This window comes from Microbacterium sp. 13-71-7 (genome assembly GCF_002257455.1).
Taxonomy (GTDB): Bacteria; Actinomycetota; Actinomycetes; order Actinomycetales; family Microbacteriaceae; genus Microbacterium.
Window position 1 is genome coordinate 1 of record NZ_NCKN01000036.1, and the last position, 23,936, is coordinate 23,936.

Here is a 23,936-nt window from a genome sequence, read left to right on the forward strand (position 1 = left end):
CTCGTCAGATCGGAGATCTTGCCATTGAGTGTCCAGCCTTTGGCGGCGCTGCGCCTGTCGTCGTTCACGGTGACCGTGCCCAGCGCACCGCCGGCGATCCAGACGGATCCCTTCACGCGCTTGTCAGTGCTGCTCAGCGCGAGCGGCTGCGGCTTGAACGAGATACTGAGCCCCGTCGGGGCGGTGTCGGTCGCCTCCGGCACGCCCACGCTGATCTCGGTGCTCGAGGAATGACCCGGGGTGGGGGTTCCGCCGTCTGGTGGCGTCGTGACGTCGGCGGAGGCTTCCGACCCGTTGTGGGCGGAGTCTCCGGCATAGCTCGCGCGGAAGGAGTAGGCGGTGTCGGGGGCGAGCCCGGAGACGGCGAGCGATGCCACGCCGTTCGCGACCTCGACCGCGGACCCGACATTGACGCCGCCCTGCGTGAACTGCACCGTCCCGGTGGCCGCGGCCGGTGCGACCGTGGCGGTGAGGGTCAGCGAGGTGGCTTTGACCGACCCCACGGCCAGGACGGTCGTGGTGTCGCTCTTCGGAGCGGTCCGCGGGACGAAGTCCCACCTGTTCTGCTCCCAGCTGCCCTTGATGAAGCCGAAGAAGTACTTCGCGTTGCCGATCGGGGACGTCGCCGTCGGGGCTCCTGCCGTCCCTGCCGGAGGGTCGCAGGTGATGACGAGGGCGTTCGTACCGCTCGGGTTGGTCTCCGGCGTCAGGTTCTGCCAGGTACCGAGTGGGAACTCCGGCAAGTAGATGGGATTTCCCTCGAACCCCCACGCCGGAGCGTCCGGGTTGGGCTGACGCATCTTCAGTCCGGTCGTCGCACCGGACGCCGCCACGATGAAGGTTCGGGACGAGGAGCGGTACCCCTCCGGGCAGCCGCGGTCGATGCTGACGTCGGGAGCCGCCTGCATCGCCGTGCTGCCCCATTCGCCGGTGTTCGCCAGCGGTTCAGTGGTGAAGGCGTATTGTCCCCCGTCGATGTCGTTGGCCGGGTCGAGCCGGTAGGGGAACGCGCTGTTGTCGACGCCGGGGTCGTAGGAGGGCGCGCCGGCGGCCTGTGCGGGAGCGGCGAGCCCGAGCACCAGCAGGGGCACGACGCCGAAGGCGGCGAGGGTGAGACGTGCAGTCTTCATGGAGGTTGTGTTCCCTGGGATAGAGGTTCGGGTCGGGAGGCGGTCGGGAAGAGCGGGGTCCGGGCGTGGACGGCCGGAGTCGTCCACGCCCGGGTTCATTCAGTTGGCGCGGAACGAGGTGACGTCGCCCGCGGTGTAGGTGACGCCGTTCACGACGGCGCCGCTCGTGATGTCACCGAAGCCGAAGTCCGTGATGGTCTTCTTGCCGGTGGTGGGGTTCTTCGCGGTGTACGCGAGACCGGTCGCGCCCTGGAACACGGTCGCCAGCGGCGAGCCCGCGGTCAGATCGGCCGCCTTGACGACGGTGAAGACCGGACGCGAGATCGGGAACGCCGTGTTCAGCACGTTCGAGACGGTCGGTGCAGTGCCGTTCACGCTGCCGAGGACGGCACCGTGCCGACGGTCGACGACCGTCACACCGTACTGCGACGCGAGGGATCCGCTGTTGTTCTGACCGACCCACTGCGCGATCGAGAACGGCGCGATCGCGTTGGGGACGTCCGCGAGGACGCTGCCGTCGTGCTCCTGCACGCTGACCGACGCGCCGGCCTTGGTGTAGTTGTCCGCGACCGCACTGCCGACCGTCGTGATGCCGAGCTCGCTCAGCCAGAACTTGCGGGTCCCGGAGTTCGCCTGCGGCAGGAACGGCACGATCTGGGCGCCGGCGGTGGTCTGCTTGCCCACCTTGAACGTGCCGACGCTCAGGGTGACGTTCGTGTTGTCGTTCGCGGAGTAGATCGCGGTCAGGTCGGCCTTCGTGAGGTTCGCCGGGACCGAGGTCGTCGGCGCCTTCGCGAAGGACACGGCGTCGAGCGCGAGCGGGACGTAGGCGTAGGCGCCGCCCGACACCCAGGTCGAGCCGCTCGACGAGCGCGCGAACTGGAGGTCGTTGTTGCCGAGGACCACACCGTTGTACGCAGTGCCGGCCTTCGCCGCCTTGAGCGCGTTCACACCGGCGCCCGAGCCGTCGGGACGCGAGAAGGTCGCGCCACCGGTGCGCGGGTTGATCGTCGCGGTGCCCGTCGCGTCGTAGGACGCGAGGACCTTGGCGCCACCGATCTTGACGACCTCCGAGAGACCGTTGTTGACGTCCTGCGTGGTGTCCGAACCGACGCCCGCGAGCGGACGCGTGGTCGGGCCGCCGGCCGGGGTGCCGCTCGGGTCGGCGAGCGCCGGAGCGGCCGCGCCGAACGCCACCGCGCCGGCGACAAGAGCCGCGAGCGCGCCGAGACGCCAGGTGTTCTTGGTTGACATGTGCTTAACCTTTCGGTTACTGTTGCCCCTCGTTACCCTTGCCCCTTGTGGGCACCGGCCCTCTTCCGCTCCACGGAGGAGGGCCGTTCCCATCCCGGCGGGGAACACGTTCCGGGTGGAAAGCCTGTGCGCCGCGCTGAGCGCGACGGTGCGCGCGCGGTTCATCCGATCCCCCGCCGCCGGAGCAGGAAGGGGCTGGCCACGAGGCCGGCGATGCCGGCCACGAGCGTCCCGCCGAGCGCGGTCTGGCTCGCCGCCGACACCGCGTCGGTGTTCATGGCGGGCGTGACGCCGGTTGCGGTGACGCCGGTGCGGGTGGCTGGCGTGTTCGCCGCGGGAGCCGCTGCGGCCGACGCTGCGCCCGCCGGGCGGGCTGCAGCAGGCGCCGCAGCCGCCTGGCCGCCGGTGCCGTCCTTCGTCGGCGGGTGCCGCAGCTGCTCGGCCACCGCGGACGCCTGCTGGCGCTGGCTGTCGCTCAGCGGGACGTAACTGTCCGGGAGCTGCCCGGGCGCCGTCCCGGGGACCTGCCCTGCACCGGCCGCATAGTCGAGGAACCCCGCGTAGGACGACCGCGCCGCCTCGTCCAGCTTGGCCTGGGTGACGTCGACCGCCGCATAGAGGGTGGTCGTGAGCGGGTAGCCGTCCTCGGGGAACGCCCCGAAGTCGGCCGTCGCCGTTCCGGTCGCCGGATCGGTGTGCTGGGCGGCGAGAGCGGCGGCCATCGACGCCGCCGTCGGGGCGACGAAGTTGCGTGCGCTCACGACCGTCGACTCGTCCGTCCGCTCCGCCCGCGGGGCACCCAGACTTGCGAGGGCGAGTCCGTACCGATGGGCGGCGCCGAGATCGGCGGGACCGAACGCGCGATAGCCGAAACGCCCGCTCCCCGGATCCACGGTGACCCACCCGGGGACGACCTGCCCTCCCGTGACCCTGTTGGTGCTCCAGGAGTCGATCCGCTTGGTGTCGCCGCGGAAGATCCGGCTGGTGTTCCCCGCGAAGCTCTCGGAGAACGGGATCTGGCTGACGGCGTCGTATGTCTCGCCGCCGGTCTGCTCGACGAGCTCGCCGCGCAGTGTGTAGTCCGGAGCCACCGTCCGATCGGCGCGGAGGAACCGATCCATCGGCTGGGTCGCCAGGTCGATGTCGCGCAGTCCGCCGTCCCGTGCCTGAGGGTTGCTTGCCGGGAGGTAGTACGGATTTATCGTGTTTCCCCACGGATCGGGCTCGCCGCGCAGGAAGGCGGCGGCGTCGGCATCGGATCGCAGATACTGCCAGAGCAGCGCCGTCACGTCGTCGGATTGCGGCCCGACGACGAGGAACAGTCCCCGGCATTCGCCCGGGCTCCCCGACGCAGGGTTGCCGAGGGCGACCCATTCCGGGTCATCGCACATCGAGAGCGGACGGTTCGGCCAGTACTGGTCGACGTTCTCCGGGAAGCTGTACTGATATGCGGGGACTTCGAACTTGTACGACATCGTCATGACCTTCGCGAGCAGACGCGGGGTCAGCTTCATCTCGCGGCTGGTCGCCGGCTTGTCGGCGGCCGACTGCCATCGGAACGCGATGGCGAGAGCGGTGTTCGCCACCGGGGCGTAACGCAGGGTCGCACTGTTCAGCAGCGCGGGATCGGCGAGGCCGATCGTGCCGGGCGTCAGCGGTCGACCGACGACGACCATCGAGGACTGCCCGGTGAGCAGCTGCGCGCGATTGAGATCGCCCGAGTTCGTGTTGAAGCTCAGGGCACCGGTCCCGGAGCCGCAGAGTGCCCCCTGCCAGGAGCTGAATGCGGTGGCGAGCAGCTCGGTGCCGGAGACGCGACGTTCCATTGCGCCGGGCGGGCACGACGGCGCGGTGCTGGCGAAGTCCAGCGGGACGACGATCCGGTCCTGCCAGGCCGCGCACGCCGGGTCGACCGGCGAGCCGCTCTGAACGCCGTTCCAGCCCTGCTTCCCCCATGGCACGGGGTAGAAGGCCCCGCCGGTGGTGCAGGGCTTGTCGGCCGCCAGGGCGTTGGAGTGCGTCCCGCGCGGGACGACGACGAGCCAGCACCGCTCGCCCGCGCCCTTGAGGTCGGCCGCCTTCCCGCAGCCGAGGTAGGGCTGGCTCAGCGCCGACTGGACCTCGAAACCCGTGCGCGCGGTGCCATCGGATCCGATCGCGACGAAGGGCTGCTCGTTGCTTGTGCTCGGGCCGAAGAAGCGCGCCGTCCCGTCCGTCGTGATCGTGACAGGCGTCGATCCGGAGCCCGTCACCGTCGTCTGGACGCTGGCGTCCCCGGTGACCGCGAGGAACCGGCTCGGATCGGAGAAGAGGTTCTCCCCCGCCCTGCTGACCACGGACGTCCCGAGCGCTGATCCAAGGACCGTTCCCGAGGACGACGCCGCGCCGCTGTACGCCCCGTACTGGCAGGTCTGGTTGAAGTCCGCGGCGCTCGGATCCGGGCCCCAGCACTGCATCAGCTGGAGGAAGTTCGAGGCGACGCCGTTCGTCGGCAGGTTCGAGGTCCCCATGCCCTTGGCGCTCACGACGACGGCCTCCTCCCGGAGGTCGGCGGTCTTCGACACGGTGACCTCGAGGTCCTTGAAGTCGTCCCAGTGCCCCGAGCCGTTGTCGGTGCCGTTGCCGTCGCTGGTGAGCGCGGCGTGATCCGGCTGGAACCGCTGCACGGCGGTGTCGTTGCCGCCCGCCCACTTCACCGTCACCGCGGATGCGGTCGCCCCGGCACCGTCCTCTGCGACGGCCGGCGCGACACCGAATCCGGCGATCCCGCCGAGACCGAGCATCGCGCCGACCACCGCTGCCAGCGATGCCAGGGCGATCCCCCGGCCTGCGAGACGGCGGATCCTGTTGCGGCGTGCCCCCCGGCGCGCATCCGTCTCGCGGTTCCCCGCTCGTGCCGACATCATCGTCCTCCTCCGAGCCCGTGCGCCTCGGCACGGATGTGTGACGGCCCGCCCGGGCGCCGGCGCCGACGGGTCAGCAGCGGCGGCAGCACCGCGGCGAGCGCGAGTCCTCCCCCTCCGCCGAGAGCCGCGATCGCGGGCACCGGACCGGCGCCGGTCGCCGCGAGCACCTGCGGCGTGGCGGTGAGCACGGTCGGCGCCTTCCCGGCATCGACCGCACCCGGATCCTGCCCCGAAGATCCAGCGGTCCCGGCACTCCCGGCCGGTCCGGCCCCGGTCGTCGCGGGTCCTGCGCCGTTGGTCTCCGCGGCGGCTGCCGGATCGTTCGCCGAAGGCGCGGTGTCGGTGCCCTTGGCTCCTCCGGTCCCGGTGAGGCACTGGCTCGGCCCCTGCCGATCGCAGTCCGGAGGCAGCGGCGCCTCGTTCGCCAGCCGGTTCGATCCGTCCGGTGTGAAGGTCGGGTTGTTGCAGTCGTTGATGCCCTTGATCTGCGGATTGCCCCCGGGGATCTTCTTGATCTGGGATTGCCCCGCCTGCACCAGGTTGATCGGGAGGGGCGAATAGCCGAGCACGTCGGCTTGCTGCTGCCCCTCGCAGAGGAAATATGCACCGAAGTCGGCGAGGGTCATGCCCTTGTCCTCGGTGAAGTTGCTGCTCAGATCCGTGGGCAGGATGATGTAGCTGTAGCTGGAGAGCGGGTACGTGCGGGGGTCGCCGTCGCCGTAGACGTCACGCAGGTCCTGTGTCAGGTAGTCCGGCGAGCCCGCGTCCTCGTTGATGTGCGCACGCAGCAGCGCGACCGCCACGTTCGGCGCCGTCGGCTCGGAGTAGTAGCCGGAGTTGTTCAGCATCTTCACCACGGGGAAGCCGCTGTTGAGCGCGTATGAGTACTCCACGAAGGTGATCGCCCCGGCGGACTGCGGCTGGGCCACGTAGCCGGCGACGCCGTTCGACCCCGCGCGTGCCACGAAGCCACCGCCTGCCTGCACCGGGTAGTTGCTCGTCACACCGCAGTGGTCGCCGATGACCGGGCGACCCACCTTCGCGCAGTACGCGTCCCACAGAGCGGACTGCTCCTGGCGCATCCAGATCGTGAATTGCGCTGTGGCGCCCGATCCGTCGGAGCGCACCACGGGCACGATCGGGATCGCCGGAAGCGCCAGCGCCGGGTTGTCGGCGGCGATCGCCGGGTCGTTCCAGGTGCCGATGACCCCGGTGAAGATCTTCGCGAGCACCTCTCCGGATAGACGGAGGTTGGTGACGCGGCGTCCCGCGATCTGAAGGTTGTACATGAACGACGTGCCTCCGGCCACGATCGGCATGTACGCGAAGCCGCGGTTGGGTCTGGTGTCGCCCTCGTTGCTGTTCCCGATCGCGTAGGGGATCTCGCTGACGCCGAAGTCCGAGGTGCCGTTCGCGAAGTCGTTGCGGCCCTGGGTGGATCCCGACTCGGAGTAGGTGATCTTCCACTGGTAGTTCGCGAAGACGTTGCGGATCCACTGCTGCAGGGCGTTGGCCGACCAGGTCGATCCGGAGCCGTTGATCGGCGCATGCACCGACCCCGCGGCGTTCGCAGGGGCGGCGAGCTGCAGTCCCCCGCCGACCGCGATGAGGACGCCGATCAGGGCGACGAGCAGGCGGACCCGGCCGAACCGGCGGCTCATCGGCCCGCCCCCTGCGCGACCGCACCGGCGGAGGGAGGCGCCGGGATCGGCAGCGGCATCCGCTCACGCTCCCGGGCGGCGAATCGCGCCGCGTCCCGCGCCGAGGCGGACCGCGCCCTGGCCTGTCCGCGCGGCGACAGCACTCCGGCTCCCTTCCCGCCGATGGCCCTGGCCAGCAGGAACAGCAGGAAGACGAGCGTCATCAGCACCGCCGCCGCACCGAAGCCGCGCGCGATCTGGGTCGGCTCCGGACTCTTCACGAGGGTGAAGGTCGCGAACGGCAGCGACACCATCGGGCCGGAGAACGGATTCAGGTTGAAGAACGTCGTGTATCCGGCTGTGAGCAGCACCGGGCTCGTCTCTCCGATCCCCCGGGCCGTCCCGAGGACGATCGCCGTCATCAGGCCGGAACGACTGGTCGGCAGCACGACGTTCCACACCGTGCTCCACTGCGAGGCGCCCATCGCGAGCGAGGCCTCCTTGAGCGTCGAGGGCACGAGCCGGAGCACGACGTCCGCGGAACGGATGATGATCGGCAGGATCATGATCGTGATCGCGAGCGCAGCGGCGAAGCCCGACTTGTCGAGGCCGAACATCAGGACGTAGGTCGCGTAGATGAACAGCCCGCACACGATCGAGGGAAGCGCCGTCATCGCCTCGGTCACCGTGCGCACGATGTTGGCGAACGGCGAGGGGAACTCCGACAGGAAGACCGCACACAGCAGTCCCAACGGGATCGCGATCACCAGCGCGATCCCGATCATGATCAGCGTCCCGACCGCGGCATGCGCCATGCCCCCGACCGTGAGCGGATCCAGCGGACCGGCGAGCGAGAGGTCCTGCACCCAGAAGTTCGCTCGCAGGAACGCGGATGACCCCCGCACCAGCGTGAAGACGACCACGACAGCCAGCGCGAGCAGCAGCACGACCGCCGCCGAGTGGATCACGACCGCCCACACTCGGTCGACGATCGTGATGCGGTTGTCGTCGAAGCTGATGAGCACGACGAAGAAGCCCAGGAACAGCACGTAGGAGATGAGCACGAAGGGCAGCGCGCCCTCGAACGCCGCCGCCTGCGTCGCCAGCCACCATGTGGCGCAGAGCGCTGCGACCGCTGCGCCGACGACCCGAAGCACATCCCCGCGGCGCACCGAAGAGAGATCGCGCCGGGTCTCCGGCGTGCTCTCCTGAAGGAACCCGTCGCGTCCGGGAACTCTGGTGCGGGTCATCCGCCCGGCCAGCTGGGCCCTGCGCACGCGCGGCGAGCGCTCTCGCGTGGTCTCTATCGTCACGGTGTCTTTCCTCAGCTAGCGGCGCCGGAACGCGAACGGGAGATGATGAAGCCGGCGATGAAGTTGACGGCCATGGTGATCAGGAACAGCACCAGACCTGCGGCCATCAGGGCGGAGAGCTCGAATCGGGAAGCCTCTCCGTAGCGGAGGGCGATGAGCGACGAGATGCTGTTGGTGCCGGTGGACAGCACGTGCCCGTTGATGACGAAGATCGGCGAGATCACGAGGTACACCGCGATCGTCTCCCCGAGGGCACGACCGAGACCGAGCATGGTGCCGCCGATCATCCCGGCAAGTCCGAACGGGAACACGACGGAGCGGATCATCCCCCACTTCGAGGCGCCGAGGGCGAGCGCCCCTTCGCGCTCCCCGATCGGAGCCTGCGAGAACACCTCGCGCATGATCGATGCGGCGATCGGCGCAACCATCATCGACACGACGAGTCCCGCCAGGAAAGCCGACGCTGTGAAGACGGTCGGCGTCGCGAGCGGGTCGGCCGGGTCGAACTTCGGCACGGAGAGGAACGGGATCCACCCGAAGTAGGTGCTGATCCACTGCGCGACCGGCAGGATCTGCCCCTCCAGCCAGAACATCCCCCACAGGCCGTAGACAACACTGGGAATCGCGGCCATCAGATCGACGATCCCGATCAGGAGACGCTTCACGCCCTGCGGCGCGTACTCCGAGATGTAGGTCGCCGTTCCGATCGCCAGCGGGAGCGCGACGCCGATCGCGATGAGCGCGATGACCACGGTTCCGAAGAGCACGGCGGCGATGCCGAAGTGCCCGGAGTTCGGCTCCCAGGCCTGGGTGCCGAGGAACCCCCATCCCGCCTTCTCGATCGCGCCGAAGCCGCGGATCAGGAGGAAGAGCCCGACGAGCGTCATGATCGCCAGCACCACGACACCGCCGCCGTGCGACCCGAGCCGGAACAGGTTGTCCTGCCAGCCGCGGCGGGTGGAGAGCGGCCGACGGGGATCGACCCTGGCATCGGCCGGCGCCGGGGAGTCGTCGAGTCCGAGATCGCGCAGCATGCGGCGCTCGTCCTCGATCTCGGCCGCGAGCGCGGCGCGCTCATCGGTGCTGCTACGGCGATCGTGCTGGCTCATCGGGTCTCCGTGACGGGCGGGCGGCGGGCCGGTCGGCTCGCTGCCGCAGTCATCCTTGCGCGAACAGGACCGGGACGAAAAGCCGGATGAGCGCTGAAAAGCAGCAACCAGGCGATGACCTGGAAGTGAACTTCCGGTGACCACGGCGGGTCCTGTCCGCGAGATTCCGCGGAATGGCGTTCACGCCGTCCGCATCCGCCGCGTTCGACGACGCGTCCAGTGGGAGCATCGAGGGGCAGGAGAACCATCCAAAGGGAGGGGCCATGTCCGAGGGCGTCACCGTTCGCCACGGCTCGACCGTGCGCGTCGCCCGCGCTTTGAGCCGGACGATCGTGCCCGCCGCGGTCTGCGCCAACGTCGGCTGCTACCTGCTCGGAGTGATCGTGCTGCGTGAGCTCGGCCTGGATTCCGCGGTCCCCGCCGACGCCTGGCGCATGGTGAGCGTCATCGCCCTCATGGGCGTGCAGGGCATGTGGCTGCTCTGGCGCCGATCCGCCAGCTGCGCCATCGCCTCGCTCGTGCTCTGGACGGCGGCGATCCTCGTCGGCGGCTCGGTCGCGGTGGCAGTCCAACCCGGGATGATGCTGGCTCTCTTCACGCTGGCCGCGGAAGCCCATCGACTCACGGTGGTCCTCATCGCCGGAACCGGACTCCTCTCGACGATGTCGACGTTCGGCGTCACGCACCTCCTCCTCGATGTCGGGCACCCCGGAGCGTGGGCGCGTCCCGCAGTATGGATCGCGGCCGGCGCGGGAGCTCTCGCGACTGTCGGGACACCCACCGTGCTGGGCGGCTGGTACGCGCAGCTGCGCGCCAGAGCCGAGCGCATCGCCGACCTCGCGCAGCGAGCCGCGGCGGGAGAAGCCGTCCGCACCGCGGAGGCCGTGGCGGCGGAGCGGCGCACTCTCGCGCAGGAGCTGCATGACACGTCCTCGGCGCATCTCGCGGCCGTGCTCGCCCTCGCCGCAGCCGCGCAGAGCGGTCCGCTCCGCACCGAGTCGCGCCACCGCGTACTGATCGAGCAGATCCGCGACGAAGGCGAGCAGCTCTATCTCGGCTTCGAGCGCATGCTCGGTGCGATGCGCCAGGGCGACCGCACCCAGCCCGACACTCACCAGCCGGGACATCAGCCCGGACAGCGCAGCGCGACGGAGATCGGCCCGCTCGTCGCCGAGCATCGCCGGATCGGCGGCGCGACCGTGGTGCTCGTGTGCGAACCGTCCCTGGAGGAGATCGATCTGCGCCTCGGTCCTGTACGCAGCCACATCGCCTACCGCGTGACGCAGGAGGCGCTTAACAACGTCCGGAAACACGCACCAGGCGCCGCGGTGTCGGTGACTCTCGAGGAGGACGGCGCGAGCCTGCTGCTGACGATCGCGAACGAGGCCCCGCCGGCGAGGGGCTCGGGGATCCCCGTGCCCGCACGGCTCTCGCTCGGCTACGGTCTCGACGGCATGCGGGACCGGCTTCTCGCCGCCGGCGGAAGCCTGCGCACCGGGCCCCGGCATGGCGGCGGTTGGTCGGTGAACGCGCTTCTGCCGCACCCGAGCCGCGGCAGCGCTGTTCTTCGGGCCGACGAGAGCGCGGCCACGGGATATGCGGCATCGCTCCCGCCCGAGGCCGTCGCATGATCCGAACGCTGATCGTCGACGACGTCGGTTCCGTCCGGCGCAGCCTCCGTGCACTGCTCGAGACGACCGACGACATCAGCGTCATCGGCGAGGCCTCGGGCGGGATACAGGCGATCGGGCTGGCCCGTGCTCTGCGTCCCGATGTCGTCCTCATGGATCTGCGCATGCCCGATGGCGACGGTCTCGACGCGGTGGAAGCCCTCAGCGGCATCGGCGTGACGGATCCGATCCCTGTGATCGTATTCACGACCTTCCATCTCGACGAGTACCTCTACGGCGCCTACGAGCGCGGGGCGGTCGGCTTCCTCCTCAAGAAGAATCCGGGCGACATCCCGGCGGCGATCCGCGCGGCGGTCAACGCGAACGCGCTCCAGTCCCCCGCGGTCCGCGAACGCCTGCTCGCGGACTACGCCAGAGGTTCGCACCGCGCGCGGCGGACGACGCGAGCCGGCGCCGAACCCGCGGCGGAACCGCGCCTCGTCGACATGCTCACCGAGCGAGAACTGGAAGTCGTCGCGGCCCTCGCCGGAGGGCTCAGCAACAAGCAGATCGCCGCCAGACTGAACCTGGGCGAGAACACCGTCAAGTGGCACATCCGCAACATGCTGGACAAGTCCGGCGCGACGGATCGCACCCAGCTCGCGCTCTGGGCCGTGCGCCACGGACTCAACCCTTAGCCGGCGCGTCATGTTACGCCGCTGCGGGCCCTCCGATCGGAGGGTTCTGTCGGCCGGAATCGTGCAGAATCCGCCACTCGGCCCCCTCCCACGGACGGGGGTGCGGGGAAGGACGGGCGGGAACGATGGTTGGCTGTGCACGAACGCGATGCCCGCGAGGCGGGTCGCGCCAGCGGACGACGGAGGCCGGTCCATGTCAGAGCCCCTCAGGCGGGTTTCGCGACTCGTGCTGTTCTCCACCGCCGACCCCTGGTATCCGATGCGCACCGCGCGGCGGGCCCAGCTGCTTGCGATGCTCCCGGTCGACCCGACCGAGGGGGTGTCTGCACCCGATCCGGTTTCACGGCCTCACCGGTCCGGCGCCTACTGGGAGTACCTCCAGGCCGACGATCGCCCGCTGCTCCTGCGGGCTCACGATCTCGAAGACGAGGACGACGCGCGGCGCGACGCGAGAGCGACCTTCGAGTCGGCGGGGATGCTCCGACCGGTCTTCGTCCGCGATCCGCAGTCCGACGCGCTCGCGTGGTGGCTCGTTCGCGACCGGAGGGTGGTGCTGGTCCCGTCCCGCGTGTGGCTCCCCACACAGCGCCTCGCCCTGGCCCGCCATCTGCGCGGCGCACGCCGCGCGCTCAGGGCACAGCCGCCTTGGGGCGGTTACATCCCCTGAGCCCCTCGCAGACATCGTCGACGGATCTCCCCGCCGGGAACGACAGAGGCCCGGAGCACTGATTTCCTCAGTGTTTCCGGGCCTTCTCTGTTGGCTGGGGTACCTGGACTCGAACCAAGAACAACTGAACCAGAATCAGCCGTGTTGCCAATTACACCATACCCCAAGGGCGAAACCTGGGCCTCGCACCGAGAGTCAAGCCTACCCGAGCGGGCACCGTAAGCGCAAAACGACCGGATCGCCGTCACGCCCGGGCGCGTCGCTCAGTCATCCGCCTGGTCTCCGCCCTCGTGATCGGCGCGATGCCGGGCGCGGAACTTCGACGCCTTCACCCGGTTCCCGCAGGTCTTCATGGCGCACCACTCCCGGCGACCGCCCCGCGACCGGTCCAGATAGATCTGGGTGCACTCCGGGCGCGCGCACTCGCGCAGCAGCGCACCATCGGCGGATCCCACGATCTCGACCGTCTCGCGCGCGAGTGTCGCCAGGCCCTGACGAATGCTGCCGGCGCGACTCACGCGGACGTCGCCGGGCGACGAGGCATCCAGCCCCACACCGATCGGCGCCTCCGCGGCGCGGGCGTTGACGAGCTCCCGAGCGCCCGCAGGCAGTTCCTCCCCCAACCGACGCGCGCTGACGAGGTCGTAGATCGCCTCACGCAGCGCGATCGCCTCCTCGAGGTCCGTTCCCTGCGATCCGGGCGCCGCGTCGACGAGGCCGGCCTCGACGAACCAGGCGTCGAGCGCGGCGTCGCCATCCAGCTTCTCGGCGGGGCGTTCGTTGCGACGGGCGCGCAGCGTTCCGACGAAGTCGAGCGCGGGAGTGCCGCAGGGGAAGGCGTGAATCATGTAACCAGTCTGACAGGTGATCCTTCGTGGCGGAAGAGTCGAAATAACTTGCTTGCCAGGTTATCTTGACTCTGGCAGGGTCATAACCAGTCAAACCAGTTACTCCATCGAAAGGCAGCAGCACCCGTGGAACTCAACCTCGAGATCGTCGTCCTCCCCGTCTCCGACGTCGACCGCAGCAAGGACTTCTACACCCGGCTCGGCTTCCGGCTCGACGCCGACTTCACGACCGAGCGAGGCCTGCGCGTCGTGCAGGTGACGCCTCCGGGATCCGGAGCCGCGTCGATCATCTTCGGCGAGAAGCTGACCGATGCCGCGCCCGGTTCGGTGCGCGGGCTGCACCTGGTAACCCCTGACCTCGCCGGCGCTCGCGCGGAGCTCATCGACGGCGGCTCCGAAGTGAGCGAGATCTGGCACGACGCCGACGGCGTCTTCCACTGGGCCGGCACCGCCAACCGGGTCGACGGCCCCAGCACCGCGCACCACAGCTATTCCTCTTACGTGTCCTTCGAGGACCCGGACGGCAACGAGTGGATCATCCAGCAGGTGATCGACCGCCTGCCGGGACGCTGATCCGCCGCACGACGATCACGACCTCAGAAAGGACAGGGACCAGGAACATGGGCACGACAGACACGACACCCGTCATCCTCGAGCTGCTGCTCGCCGCCGCGAAGGCGCACGGCGTCCACGAGGAGCAGGACCTCGGCGGCGTCTACGACCAGCAGTGGCCCGAGTGGTACGCCGCACACATCGCCGCGCAACTCGAAGAGCGCGGCCTGCGCCTCGTGCCGATCGCGGATCCGGCGGACGGCGGTGGTCAGAGTGTTCGCTGATGCGCTCTTCCACCGGCGCCCTCGCCGCAAGGACGAGGCCGCCGTGGCCGCCTATGAGCAAGCGCCACGCCCTGCGCGGGGCAGCGTGATCACCGTCGCGGAGGTCGAGGCGTTCTCCGCTCTCACCGCCTCCCAGGTGGACCTGCTGTTCGAGCGGTTCCAAGACCATCGCGACGGCAAACCCGCGCCGCGGAGCCCCGCCTCCCCTCCACGGAGCGCCGCGCGACAGACCTTCGCGTGGTTCGGCTTGTCGGCCCTGGCCACCGTGGTCGCCTACGGCATCGCGCTCGGCGTGGACGGCCTGAGCATGTCGTCCCCGGGCGCGGGGCCCGCGGTGGATCCGGCGATCATCTCCGCGCCCGACGACGCGTGGGAGTACGGCCTCGGCCTCGCTGAGTGATGGGGGGCCGTCGCTCTCCCACCACCGGTGCGGGGCGGGATCCGCTGTTCCGGGGTGGCACCCGAGAGTGCGCACCCCGGAACGGATCAGCCGAGGAACTCCGCCAGGGCACGCAGGCGCCGCAGGCTCTCGTCCTTGCCGAGCAGTTCCATCGATTCGAACAGCGGCGGGGACACCCGACGGCCGGTCAGAGCGACGCGCGGCGGACCGTAGGCGACGCGGGGCTTGAGGCCCAGGCCGTCGACCAGCGCGGCCGCAAGGGCGTCCTGGATCGCCTCGGTCGTGAACGTTTCGAGCGGCTCGAGCGCGGCGGCGGACGCGGTCAGGACCTGCGCGGCGTTCGCCGGGAGGCCCTTGAGCGCGTCCTCGTCGTAGGACACCCGGTCGGAGAAGAGGAAGCCGAGCAGGCCGGGCACCTCGCCCAGCAGCTGCACGCGCTCCTGCACGAGCGGAGCGGCACGGAACGCGAGCACGATCTGCTCGTGCGTCGGCTCCCCCTCGAACACGTCGGCAGCGGCGAGGTACGGCAGGATCCGCTCGGCGAAGTCCTTCGCCTCGAGCTTGCGGATGTGGTCGCCGTTGATCGACTCGGCCTTCTTCTGGTCGAAGCGAGCCGGGTTCGGGTTCACGTTCACGATGTCGAACGCGGCGGTGAACTCCTCGAGCGAGAAGACGTCGCGGTCGGGCCCGATCGACCAGCCGAGCAGGGCGAGGTAGTTCAGCAGCCCCTCGTGGATGAAGCCGCGGTCTCGGTGCAGGAACAGGTCGGCCTGCGGGTCGCGCTTGGAGAGCTTCTTGTTGCCGGTCTCCCCCAGCACGAGCGGCATGTGCGCGAAGCGCGGCACGAACGTGGTCACGCCTGCGTCGATGAGCGCGCCGTAGAGCGCGAGCTGGCGCGCGGTGGAGGGCATGAGGTCCTCGCCGCGCAGCACATGCGTGATGCCCATGAGCGCGTCGTCTACCGGGTTCACGAGCGTGTACAGCGGCGCACCGTTCGGGCGGACGACGACGAAGTCGGGGAAGGATCCGGCCGGGAACGTCACCTCGCCGCGGATGAGGTCGACGTAGGTGAGGTCCTCGTCCGGCACGCGCAGGCGCAGCGCCGGCTGCCGGCCCTCGGCGCGGAACGCGGCACGCTGCTCCTCGGTGAGGTCGCGGTCGAAGTTGTCGTAGCCGAGCTGCTTCGCGCGCCCGTTCGCCTCGTTGCGGGCGTCGATCTCTTCCGCTGTGGAGTAGCTCTCGTACACGGCGCCGGACGCCTTGAGCTTCTCGATCACGCCCTGGTAGATGTCACCGCGCTGCGACTGGCGGTACGGCTCGTGCGGGCCGCCGACCTCGACGCCCTCGTCCCAGTCGATCTTGAGCCAGGTCAGCGCGTCGACGAGCTGGCGGAAGCTCTCCTCGCTGTCCCGCGCGGCGTCGGTGTCCTCGATGCGGAAGACGAGCTTGCCGCCGGTGTGCCGGGCGTACGCCCAGTTGTACAGCGCGGTGCGGACCATGCCGACGTGCGGCAGGCCGGTCGGCGAAGGGCAGAACCGGACGCGGACGTCGGATCCGGAGGCGGTCGTGGTGCGGGGATCGGGAGTAGCCATAGCCCTTCGATTCTAGTTGCGCACGGATCCTCCCCCGAGCAGGGTCCGGGGCCGGACGGAGGATGCCCGCCCGGCCCCGGATCCCGGATTCACTGCGCGACGAGCTGTGCGACGTATCCCGGCACCGTGGGCGCACCCCATCCGGTGGTCAGGTCGTAGCCGGTCGTGGTCGGGTATCCCGGAACCGCGTTCGGCGTGAGCGAGCCGTCGGCCGCGAGCGCCCACATCCTGTTGCTGTCGAGCACGCCGCTCGGCGTCGTCCCGTACGTCTGCGGCACGATGTCGTTGAACGCCGCGGAGTGGTCGAACGACGCGCTGTAGAGCGCCTTGTTGAGATCGCCGATCGGGGCCTTGCCCGCGGCAGCCCTGGCCTGGTTCGCGATGGCGGTCGCTGCGGCCGCCTGCGGCGAGGCCGCGGAGGTGCCGCCGTACACGCCCCAGGCCGCCGGGCCCTCGGTGCTCGGGAAGTACGTGTGGTAGACGAGCACACCACCGTTCACCGCCGCGTTCCATGCGATGTCCGGAACGCCGCGCGCACCGCCGACCACACCGGAGACGCCGTCCTGGTAGGCAGGGCGCGGATAGATCGTCGACAGGCCGCCGCCGGTGCCGATCTGGAAACCGCCCTCGTTCCACACCGCCTCGGTGTTCCCGCCGGAGTTCCACGCCCAGTAGGCCGGGTTGCGGGCGCCGCTCGGAAGATACGGCACGTCCTGCGTGGGGTTCCACGTCCAGCCGTCCTGCACCTGCGTGCCGCCGACGGAGGTCACATACGGGGACACGTTCGGGTAGCTGACCTCGGGCGTCGTGCCCACGGTCGACTTGCGCTTCACGTTCGTGAAGCCGGTGGATCCGTTGTCGCCCGAGGACGAGAAGAACGTGTCGCCCTTCGCGAGGCCCCGCTGGAACGTCTGGTCGAACTTCGTGAACTGCGTCTTCGCCGCGGAGGCGGATCCGAACGTCTGCTCGTCCGTGCCGAACGACATGGAGAACACCGTGCCGGACGGGTACTTCTGGATCGCCCAGTCGATCGCCTTCATCAGGTTGGGAACGCCCTGCACGCCCTGAGTCTCCGCCGGCGGCGTCGCGAGCAGCACGATGTGCGCCTTCGGAGCCATCGCATAGGCCCACTGCACGTCGAGGTTGGCCTCGCCCGCCCAGCCCGCAGCGGAGTTCGGGCCCGACTGCCCGACGCCCTTGCCGGTCGGGTTCTTGTAGTCGGGCATGCCGAGGGGCGTCGCCGACTCGAAGTCGGGCGTCGGACCGCCGAAGGTCTGCGCGAAGAAGTTCAGGTCATCGGCGGCGGTCGGGCTGCCATAGGCGTCCACGAGCACGATCGTCTGGCCGGCGCCGTCGTTGCTGGACGCGAGCGGACCGAGGCCGTAGTGCGCGCGCAGCTGATCCGGCGTGTAGCAGTGGATCGTGGTGGAGACGCGGTTGTCCGGAGCAGGCCGCTGACAGGCGATCGCCGCACCGCCGGCATCGGCCTGCGAGGTGAAGGCGCTGTCGGGAGCCTGCGCCGCGAACGGCACCACGGTCGCCGCGGCCGGAGGTGGAGACGAGACCGGGGCGAGGGCGAGCGCCGTGGCTCCTGCCATCGCTGTGACGCCGAGTGCGGCGAAGAGGGTCCTGGTACGTGACATGCCAACCTCCTTGTTGACGGATCACCCGAGCCGCCGGGTCAGCGGCGCGGGACCGCCCATGACGCTACACCCGCACCAGCGCGCTGATACCGGATGTTCAGCGGTCTCATAAGGACGGATCCCGGCGCATCACCGCGACCGCGGCGACGTGCTCGAGAGCCAGCATGTCGTCCTGCGCGCGTTCGGCGATCAACGCGTCGAACGCCCGCCGGAAGCGGGCTCGATCACGCGCGTCGAGCCCGAGATAGTAGGCACCCGCACCGGCGACGCCGCCCTCGACCGACGCCCACAGGGCCGTCGCCGGCGCGTTCCAGATCCACGACCGCTCGACCACGTCGGGAGCCGGCCAGCCTCCGTCGCGGAGCATCCGCGCGAAGCCGTCCGCCGTGCGTTCGAAATCCTTGTCCTCCGGGAGCCGTCCGCCCGCCACTGCCTGCAGCCCGGCGCGCTCGCACACCTCAGCCCAGAGCCACGACGGCGACCGGACCCAGATCGTCGCCGCGGCCGCGTCCCTCGTGACCCGGCACAGCTCGGCCGCCGCGGCACGGGGATCCGGCACATGATTCAGGACGAAGTTGGCCACGACGGCGTCGAACGTCCGGTCCGCGTCCGGCAGTTCGGGCAGCGCACCCTCGGTGATCCGCACACAAGGGTGGCGCCGTCGCGCGACCGCCCTCATGCTCTCCTCCGGCTCCCGCGCGTCGACGACCCACCCGTCGGCGGCGAACGTCGCGGCAAGGTCGCCCGTGCCCGCGCCGACGTCGAGCAGGGTGCGGCCGGCCCCCGCACCCAGGAGCTCGCGGAGAGTCGTGCCCGTGCCGGCGCAGAGCTCCGCGTAGGACGCGGCGTAGGCCTCGCCGACTCCGCTCCAGGAGTTGGGGCGACCTCTCATCGCTTCCCGAAGGGCGAGAGCACGACGATCGCGGCGACCACGACGAGGGCCGCGATGGCGAGCCCCGCGTAGGAGAACGACTGGAGGATCACGCCGGCCAGCACCGCGCCACCCGCCGCGCTCAGGCTCATGAGCGAGTCGCTGCGGCCTTGGCGGCGCGTGCGCAGCGCGGGCGCCGAGGCCTCGGTGAGCAGGGCGGCACCGGCGACGGTCGCGGCGCTCCACCCGAGGCCCAGCAGGATCAGCGCGACCATCACACCCCATGTGGTCTCCCCCGCGAACATCGCGAAGCAGAGGGACACGACGAGCAGCGCCTGGCCGAGCAGCACCGTGCGCAGCCGGCCCCAGCGGTCGGCGAGGATGCCGAACACCGGCGACAGTCCGTACATCCCGGCCACGTGCATCGCGATGGTCACGCCGACGAGCACCGTGACGTCGAGCTCCATCGACATGCCGTCGTGCATGCCTCCCATCGCCCCGCCGGCCATCGCCATGTGCAACAGGTGCACCGGGGTCATCGCCATGACCGAGGCCATCGTGACGTGCGAGCCCGCGATCGCGAAGATCGCGTAGCGTGCGGCCACCGGCCGGTCGACCCGCTCGACGCCCGTGACGACGGATCCCGTCTCCGGCAGCATGCGCGAGGTGAGGAGCGGATCCGGCCGGAGCGCGATCAGGTACAGCGCGAACGCCGCGATCTGCGCCACGAGCGAGAACAGGTAGGAGCCGGTGTGCGGCGGCATGCCGATCGCCCGGCCGAGCTGTTCGCCAGGCCCCAGCAGCAACGGCCCCGCGACCCCGCCGATCGTCGTGGCCCACACGACGACCGACAGATCCCGCCCGCGATGCTGCGGCTGGGCGAGGTCGGTCGCGGCGAACCTCGACTGCAGGTTCCCGGCATTGCCCATGCCGATCATGATGATTCCGACCAGCAGCAGCGGGAACACGCGGATCGCCGCCGCCCCGATCACCACCACGATGCCGACGAGGGCGAGCAGATTGCCCGCCGTGAGCGCGAGGCGGCGCCCGCGGAGCCCGGCGAGTCGGGCCAGCGGGATCGCCGCGAGGGCGGCGCCGAGCGTCACCGAGGCGGTGGCGAGGCCCGAGAGCGCGTCGCTGCCGGAGATGTCCGCCGCGAGCAGCGCTCCCAGTGAGACGGTCGCGCCGAACGCGATCCCGCCGAGCACCTGACCGAGCGAGAGGATCCCGACCGTGCGGCGCTGAATCCTGCTGCGATCCGGTTCGGTCAGCGTCGCTGCGGTCACGAGGCGGGCAGGGCGTCGCGGACGGCGTTGCGCAGCGTTCCGATACCGGTGACCTCGACCTCGACCGTGTCGCCCGCGTCGAAGGCGCCCACGCCCGCCGGGGTGCCGGTGAGGATCACGTCGCCGGGGAGCAGGGTGAAGACGGCCGACGCGTACGCGATGATGTCGGCGACCGAGTGGATCATGTCGGTGAGCGGGGCGTGCTGGCGCACCTCGCCGTTCACGCGGGTGGTCAGCTCTGCGGCGTCGAGATCGAACTCGGTCTCGATCCAGGGGCCGAGCGGGCAGAACGTGTCGAAGCCCTTCGCGCGCGACCACTGGCCGTCCTTGCGCTGCAGGTCGCGGGCGGTCACGTCGTTGCCGACCGTGTAGCCGAAGACGTACTGGTGCGCGTTCTCCGCGGCGACGTTCTTGGCGATGCGCCCGATCACCACGGCCAGCTCGCCCTCGTGCTCCGTGCGCTCCGAGAGCGCGACAGGGCGCACGATCGTGTCGCCGGGACCGATCACCGACGTGTTCGGCTTGAGGAACAGCAGCGGCTCGGCCGGCGCCTCGCCGCCCATCTCGGCGGCGTGGTCGTGGTAGTTCTTGCCGACGCAGACCACCTTCGAGCGCGGGATCACGGGCGCAAGCAGCGCGGCGTCGGCGAGCGGCACCCGCTCCCCCGTCGTCTCGTAACCCGCGAACATCGGGTCGCCGGCCAGCACGACCAGTTCGCCCTCGTCGAGGATCCCGTACTTGATGCCGTCGTTGTGGCTGAACCGAGCGATCTTCACCCCCTCAGCCTATCCAGCGGGGCGCCGGGAACGGTCAGCTCGTCTCGGCCTTGTTGCCGCCGGCTTCGAGGACGTCGCCCGCGGGGAGCTCCTTGTGCCCGCCGAACTGCAGGCGCATCGCGGACAGCACCTGGTTGGCGAACAGATCCTCGTCGCGCGACGCGAAGCGCTCGAACAGCGAGGCGGCGAGCACCGGCACCGGCACGCCCACGTCCACCGCGGCCTTGACCGTCCAGCGGCCCTCGCCCGAGTCGGAGACGCGCCCGGCCAGCCCCTGCAGCGTGGGGTTGCCCTGCAGCGCCGCCGCGGTCAGGTCCAGCAGCCACGACGAGATGACGGATCCGCGGCGCCACAGCTCGGCGACCTTCGGGGTGTCGATGTCGAACTGGTAGTACTCGGGCTCCTCGAGCGGAGCCACCTCGGCCGAGTGCTCGGCCTCGCGGATCCCCGCGTCGGCGTTCTCGAGGAGGTTCAGTCCCTCGGCGAGTGCGGCCATGACGCCGTACTCGATGCCGTTGTGCACCATCTTGACGAAGTGGCCGGCGCCCGACGGACCGCAGTGCAGGAAGCCGAGCTCTTCGGGGGCGAGCTCGCCGGTGCGGCCGGGCGTGCGCTCGACGTCGCCGACGCCCGGAGCGATCGTCTGCAGGATCGGCGTGATCGTGGCGAAAGCCTCGTCCGGGCCGCCCACCATGAGGCAGTAGCCGCGCTCGAGCCCGAAGACGCCGCCGCTGGTCCCGACGTCGACGTAGTTCAGGCCCTTCTCGCGCAGCGCCTTGGCGCGGCGCACATCGTCGCGGTAGTTCGAGTTGCCGCCGTCGATGATGATGTCGCCGGGCTGCAGCACCTCGCTGAGCTCGTCGACGACGCGCCCAGTCAGACCGGCCGGGATCATCAACCAGACGACCCTCGGCCCGTCGAGCTTCGCGGCGAGGTCGGCGTAGTCGGTCGCACCGATCGCCCCCTCCGCCACGAGTGCGGCGACGGCATCGGGGTTGACGTCGTAGACGACGCACTCGTGCCCTCCGCGCATCAGGCGGCGCACGATGTTCGCGCCCATCCGTCCGAGTCCGACCATGGCCAGCTTCATAGCAGGGTCCTCTCCTGTCAGAGATCGCGATTCGTACGCCGCCTCCGCGTCAGAGGCGACGGGTGTCGTCGGGGGTCAGCCGTCCAAGCGGACGAGCCAGCCGCGCGTGTCCTCGCGACGGCCGTACTGGATGTCGGTGAGCTCCTCGCGCAGCGACATCGCGAGCTCGGTCGACGCCGGCCCGGAGTGAACGATCTCGAAGTCGTCCGCCATGAGGGATCCGATCGGCACGACGACCGCGGCCGTGCCGCACGCGAACGCGCCCACGATCTCGCCCGACGCGGCGCCGTCGCGCCACTCCTGGATGGACAGCTTGCGCTGCTCGACCTCGAGGCCGCGGTCCTTCGCGAGCTGCAGGATCGAGGCGAGCGTGATCCCCTCGAGGATGGAGTCGCTGGCCGGGGTGATCAGCTTGTTGTCCCGCGTGACGAGCACGAGGTTCATGCCGCCGAGCTCTTCGATGTAGTCCCCGTCGAGGAACAGGACCTGCTGGCAGCCCTTCTTGTACGCCTCTTCCTGCGGGAGCAGGCTGGAGGCGTAGTTGCCGCCGGTCTTCGCCGCGCCCGTCCCGCCGTGGCCGGCGCGGGCGTAGTCGCGGGACAGCCAGATGTTCACCGGCTGCACGCCACCGGGGAAGTACGCCCCGGCCGGGCTCGCGATGAGGTAGTAGGCGACCTTCTTCGCCGCACGCACGCCCAGGAACGCCTCCTTGGCGAACATGAACGGGCGGAGGTAGAGGCTCTCCTCGGGGTTGCTGGGCACCCAGGACGAGTCGACGGCGACGAGCTGCTTGAGCGACTCGATGAAGAGCTCGGTCGGCAGCTCCGGCAGCGCCAGGCGTCGCGCGGAGCGCTGCAGCCGGGCGGCGTTGCGGTCGGGGCGGAAGGTCCAGATGGATCCGTCGGCGTGACGGTAGGCCTTGAGCCCCTCGAAGATCTCCTGCGAGTAGTGCAGCACGGCGGCCGCCGGGTCGAGCTCGATGGGCCCGTAGGGCGAGACGCGAGGACGGTGCCAGCCGCCCTTCTCCGACCAGCACAGGTCGACCATGTGGTCGGTGAAGTACTGCCCGAAGCCGGGAGCGGCGAGGATCTCCTCGCGCTCGGCCTCCGAGCGCGCATCCTCATTGCGGGTGACGCGCCAGATGAGACCGGCGGGTGACGGGGCCTGAAGGGGGAGTTCGATGGTCATGAGTGCGTCCTGACAGGTCGAAGGGTGCGGCGTCGTGCGCTGACTTCAGATTACGCCTGGAGTCGGGCGATGATCGCCGCGCCGGTCTGTTCGGTGGTGCGGGCGCCGTCCCGCGCTGCGATGTCCTGCTCGACCGCGCGGTGCACGCGCGCGGCCTCGTCGCTCAGCCCCAGGTGGTCCAGGAGCAGGGCGACCGAGAGGATCGCTGCGGTCGGGTCGGCCTTCTGCTGACCCGCGATGTCGGGTGCCGAGCCGTGCACCGGCTCGAACATCGACGGGAACGCGCCGTCGGGGTTGATGTTGCCCGAGGCGGCGAGGCCGATGCCACCGGTGACGGCGCCGGCCAGATCCGTGAGGATGTCCCCGAAGAGGTTGTCGGTGACGATCACGTCGAAGCGCGAAGGGTGGGTGACCAGGAAGATCGTGGCCGCGTCGACGTGCAGGTAGTCTACGGCCACGTCGGGGTGCTCGAGCGCCACCTCGTCGACGATGCGCTTCCAGATCGCACCGGCGTGCACGAGCACGTTCGTCTTGTGTACGAGGGTGAGCTTCTTGCGGCGCTTCTCGGCGAGCGCGAAGGCGTAGCGCACCACGCGCTCGACGCCGAACGCGGTGTTCACGCTGGTCTCGTTCGCGACCTCGTGCGGAGTTCCCTTGCGGATGGCGCCGCCGTTGCCGACGTACGGCCCCTCGGTGCCCTCGCGGACGACGACGAAGTCGATCTCCCCCGGGTCGGCCAGCGGGCCGGGTGCGCCGGGGAACAGCTTCGACGGGCGCAGGTTCACGTAGTGATCCAGCTCGAAGCGGAGCTTGAGCAGCAGACCGCGCTCGATGTTCGCGTCCTTGAGGCGCGGATCCCCTGGCAGACCGCCGACGGCGCCCAGCAGGATCGCGTCGTGAGAGCGGATCGCGTCGAGATCCTCGTCGGTCAGGGTGTCGCCCGTCTCGAGGAACCGTGCGGCGCCGAGTGAGAACCGGGTCTTCTCGAAGGTCACGGGGCTTGCGGCGGTGACGGCGTCGAGCACCTTCTCCGCCTCGGTGACGACCTCGGGACCGATGCCGTCACCCGGGATGACAGC

At 70.2% G+C, this 23,936-nt stretch carries 21 protein-coding genes and 1 tRNA gene; 6 read left to right on the top strand and 16 right to left on the bottom strand.

Translation table 11 applies throughout. From position 1 onward, the window contains the following. The 6 genes from B7X32_RS05480 to pstC all read right to left on the bottom strand — a co-directional run. A partial coding sequence (locus B7X32_RS05480) for an Ig-like domain-containing protein (RefSeq protein ID WP_292717239.1) occupies nucleotides 1–1,130 on the bottom strand: 1,130 nt, incomplete at its 3' end. 99 nt (nucleotides 1,131–1,229) lie between these two features. Beyond that, a complete protein-coding gene (locus B7X32_RS05485) occupies nucleotides 1,230–2,384 on the bottom strand; it encodes a hypothetical protein (RefSeq protein WP_292717242.1) in 1,155 nt (384 codons plus the stop codon). Between the two features lie 161 nt (nucleotides 2,385–2,545). Beyond that, a complete protein-coding gene (locus tag B7X32_RS05490; RefSeq protein ID WP_292717245.1) occupies nucleotides 2,546–5,290 on the bottom strand; it encodes a hypothetical protein in 2,745 nt (914 codons plus the stop codon). Beyond that, nucleotides 5,287–6,951 carry a phosphate ABC transporter substrate-binding protein PstS gene (locus B7X32_RS05495; protein ID WP_292717247.1) on the bottom strand — a complete coding sequence of 555 codons (1,665 nt, stop codon included), beginning with the start codon at nucleotides 6,949–6,951 and terminating at the stop codon, nucleotides 5,287–5,289. The genes B7X32_RS05490 and B7X32_RS05495 overlap by 4 nt, the downstream gene beginning before the upstream one ends. Further along, nucleotides 6,948–8,243 carry a phosphate ABC transporter permease PstA gene (gene pstA, locus B7X32_RS05500; protein WP_292717250.1) on the bottom strand — a complete coding sequence of 432 codons (1,296 nt, stop codon included), beginning with the start codon at nucleotides 8,241–8,243 and terminating at the stop codon, nucleotides 6,948–6,950. The genes B7X32_RS05495 and pstA overlap by 4 nt, the downstream gene beginning before the upstream one ends. An 11-nt stretch (nucleotides 8,244–8,254) precedes the next feature. Beyond that, nucleotides 8,255–9,352: a phosphate ABC transporter permease subunit PstC gene (gene pstC / locus B7X32_RS05505; protein WP_292717253.1), complete on the bottom strand. Its 1,098-nt coding sequence runs from the start codon at nucleotides 9,350–9,352 to the stop codon at nucleotides 8,255–8,257. Nucleotides 9,353–9,615: 263 nt separating this feature from the next. Between pstC and B7X32_RS05510 the strand changes: the two genes are divergently transcribed. The 3 genes from B7X32_RS05510 to B7X32_RS05520 all read left to right on the top strand — a co-directional run bounded on the left by B7X32_RS05510 (nucleotide 9,616) and on the right by B7X32_RS05520 (nucleotide 12,327). Next, nucleotides 9,616–10,983 (top strand): sensor histidine kinase, encoded by a 1,368-nt coding sequence (locus B7X32_RS05510; RefSeq protein ID WP_292717256.1) that lies wholly within the window; start codon nucleotides 9,616–9,618, stop codon nucleotides 10,981–10,983. Then, the gene (locus tag B7X32_RS05515; RefSeq protein WP_292717259.1) at nucleotides 10,980–11,660 is read left to right on the top strand and encodes a response regulator transcription factor; all 681 of its coding nucleotides are present in this window, start codon (nucleotides 10,980–10,982) and stop codon (nucleotides 11,658–11,660) included. The genes B7X32_RS05510 and B7X32_RS05515 overlap by 4 nt, the downstream gene beginning before the upstream one ends. 193 nt (nucleotides 11,661–11,853) lie before the next feature. Beyond that, complete coding sequence (locus tag B7X32_RS05520; RefSeq protein WP_292717262.1) at nucleotides 11,854–12,327, top strand: hypothetical protein; 474 nt, start codon at nucleotides 11,854–11,856, stop codon at nucleotides 12,325–12,327. A gap of 91 nt (nucleotides 12,328–12,418) precedes the next feature. On the opposite strand, the gene B7X32_RS05525 is transcribed toward B7X32_RS05520, so the two are convergent. Then, nucleotides 12,419–12,493 (bottom strand) — tRNA-Gln (locus B7X32_RS05525). A gap of 97 nt (nucleotides 12,494–12,590) precedes the next feature. Then, entirely contained in the window at nucleotides 12,591–13,175 is a 585-nt protein-coding gene (locus B7X32_RS05530) for an ABATE domain-containing protein (RefSeq protein ID WP_292717265.1), read from the bottom strand. Between the two features lie 126 nt (nucleotides 13,176–13,301). Here B7X32_RS05530 and B7X32_RS05535 point away from each other — a divergent pair, with 126 nt between their 5' ends. From B7X32_RS05535 to B7X32_RS05545, 3 genes are read left to right on the top strand one after another with little or no spacing between them, the layout of a single operon-like run. After that, the gene (locus B7X32_RS05535; RefSeq protein WP_292717267.1) at nucleotides 13,302–13,748 is read left to right on the top strand and encodes a VOC family protein; all 447 of its coding nucleotides are present in this window, start codon (nucleotides 13,302–13,304) and stop codon (nucleotides 13,746–13,748) included. A gap of 47 nt (nucleotides 13,749–13,795) precedes the next feature. Beyond that, nucleotides 13,796–14,011 (top strand): hypothetical protein, encoded by a 216-nt coding sequence (locus B7X32_RS05540; RefSeq protein ID WP_292717270.1) that lies wholly within the window; start codon nucleotides 13,796–13,798, stop codon nucleotides 14,009–14,011. Then, nucleotides 14,001–14,411 carry a hypothetical protein gene (locus B7X32_RS05545; protein ID WP_292717273.1) on the top strand — a complete coding sequence of 137 codons (411 nt, stop codon included), beginning with the start codon at nucleotides 14,001–14,003 and terminating at the stop codon, nucleotides 14,409–14,411. Before B7X32_RS05540 ends, B7X32_RS05545 begins: the two co-directional genes overlap by 11 nt. Before the next feature lie 86 nt (nucleotides 14,412–14,497). Here the strand turns inward: B7X32_RS05545 and gltX are convergent, their stop codons facing one another. The 8 genes from gltX to B7X32_RS05585 form a co-directional block, all read right to left on the bottom strand. Beyond that, nucleotides 14,498–16,003, bottom strand: a complete 1,506-nt coding sequence (gene gltX, locus B7X32_RS05550) for a glutamate--tRNA ligase (protein WP_292717275.1) — start codon at nucleotides 16,001–16,003, stop codon at nucleotides 14,498–14,500. An 89-nt stretch (nucleotides 16,004–16,092) separates the two neighbouring features. Then, complete coding sequence (locus tag B7X32_RS05555; RefSeq protein ID WP_292717277.1) at nucleotides 16,093–17,646, bottom strand: S53 family peptidase; 1,554 nt, start codon at nucleotides 17,644–17,646, stop codon at nucleotides 16,093–16,095. A gap of 106 nt (nucleotides 17,647–17,752) precedes the next feature. Next, nucleotides 17,753–18,538, bottom strand: a complete 786-nt coding sequence (locus B7X32_RS05560) for a methyltransferase domain-containing protein (RefSeq protein WP_292717280.1) — start codon at nucleotides 18,536–18,538, stop codon at nucleotides 17,753–17,755. Beyond that, a complete protein-coding gene (locus tag B7X32_RS05565) occupies nucleotides 18,535–19,803 on the bottom strand; it encodes an MFS transporter (RefSeq protein ID WP_292717283.1) in 1,269 nt (422 codons plus the stop codon). The genes B7X32_RS05560 and B7X32_RS05565 overlap by 4 nt, the downstream gene beginning before the upstream one ends. Then, the gene (locus tag B7X32_RS05570; RefSeq protein WP_292717285.1) at nucleotides 19,800–20,579 is read right to left on the bottom strand and encodes a fumarylacetoacetate hydrolase family protein; all 780 of its coding nucleotides are present in this window, start codon (nucleotides 20,577–20,579) and stop codon (nucleotides 19,800–19,802) included. The genes B7X32_RS05565 and B7X32_RS05570 overlap by 4 nt, the downstream gene beginning before the upstream one ends. 34 nt (nucleotides 20,580–20,613) lie before the next feature. Then, a complete protein-coding gene (gene gnd, locus B7X32_RS05575; protein ID WP_292717290.1) occupies nucleotides 20,614–21,669 on the bottom strand; it encodes a phosphogluconate dehydrogenase (NAD(+)-dependent, decarboxylating) in 1,056 nt (351 codons plus the stop codon). A gap of 75 nt (nucleotides 21,670–21,744) precedes the next feature. Beyond that, complete coding sequence (locus B7X32_RS05580; RefSeq protein ID WP_292717293.1) at nucleotides 21,745–22,857, bottom strand: branched-chain amino acid aminotransferase; 1,113 nt, start codon at nucleotides 22,855–22,857, stop codon at nucleotides 21,745–21,747. Nucleotides 22,858–22,907: 50 nt separating this feature from the next. Continuing rightward, nucleotides 22,908–23,936, bottom strand: a 1,029-nt coding sequence (locus B7X32_RS05585) for a 3-isopropylmalate dehydrogenase (RefSeq protein ID WP_292717295.1), incomplete at its 5' end; no start/stop codon positions are given.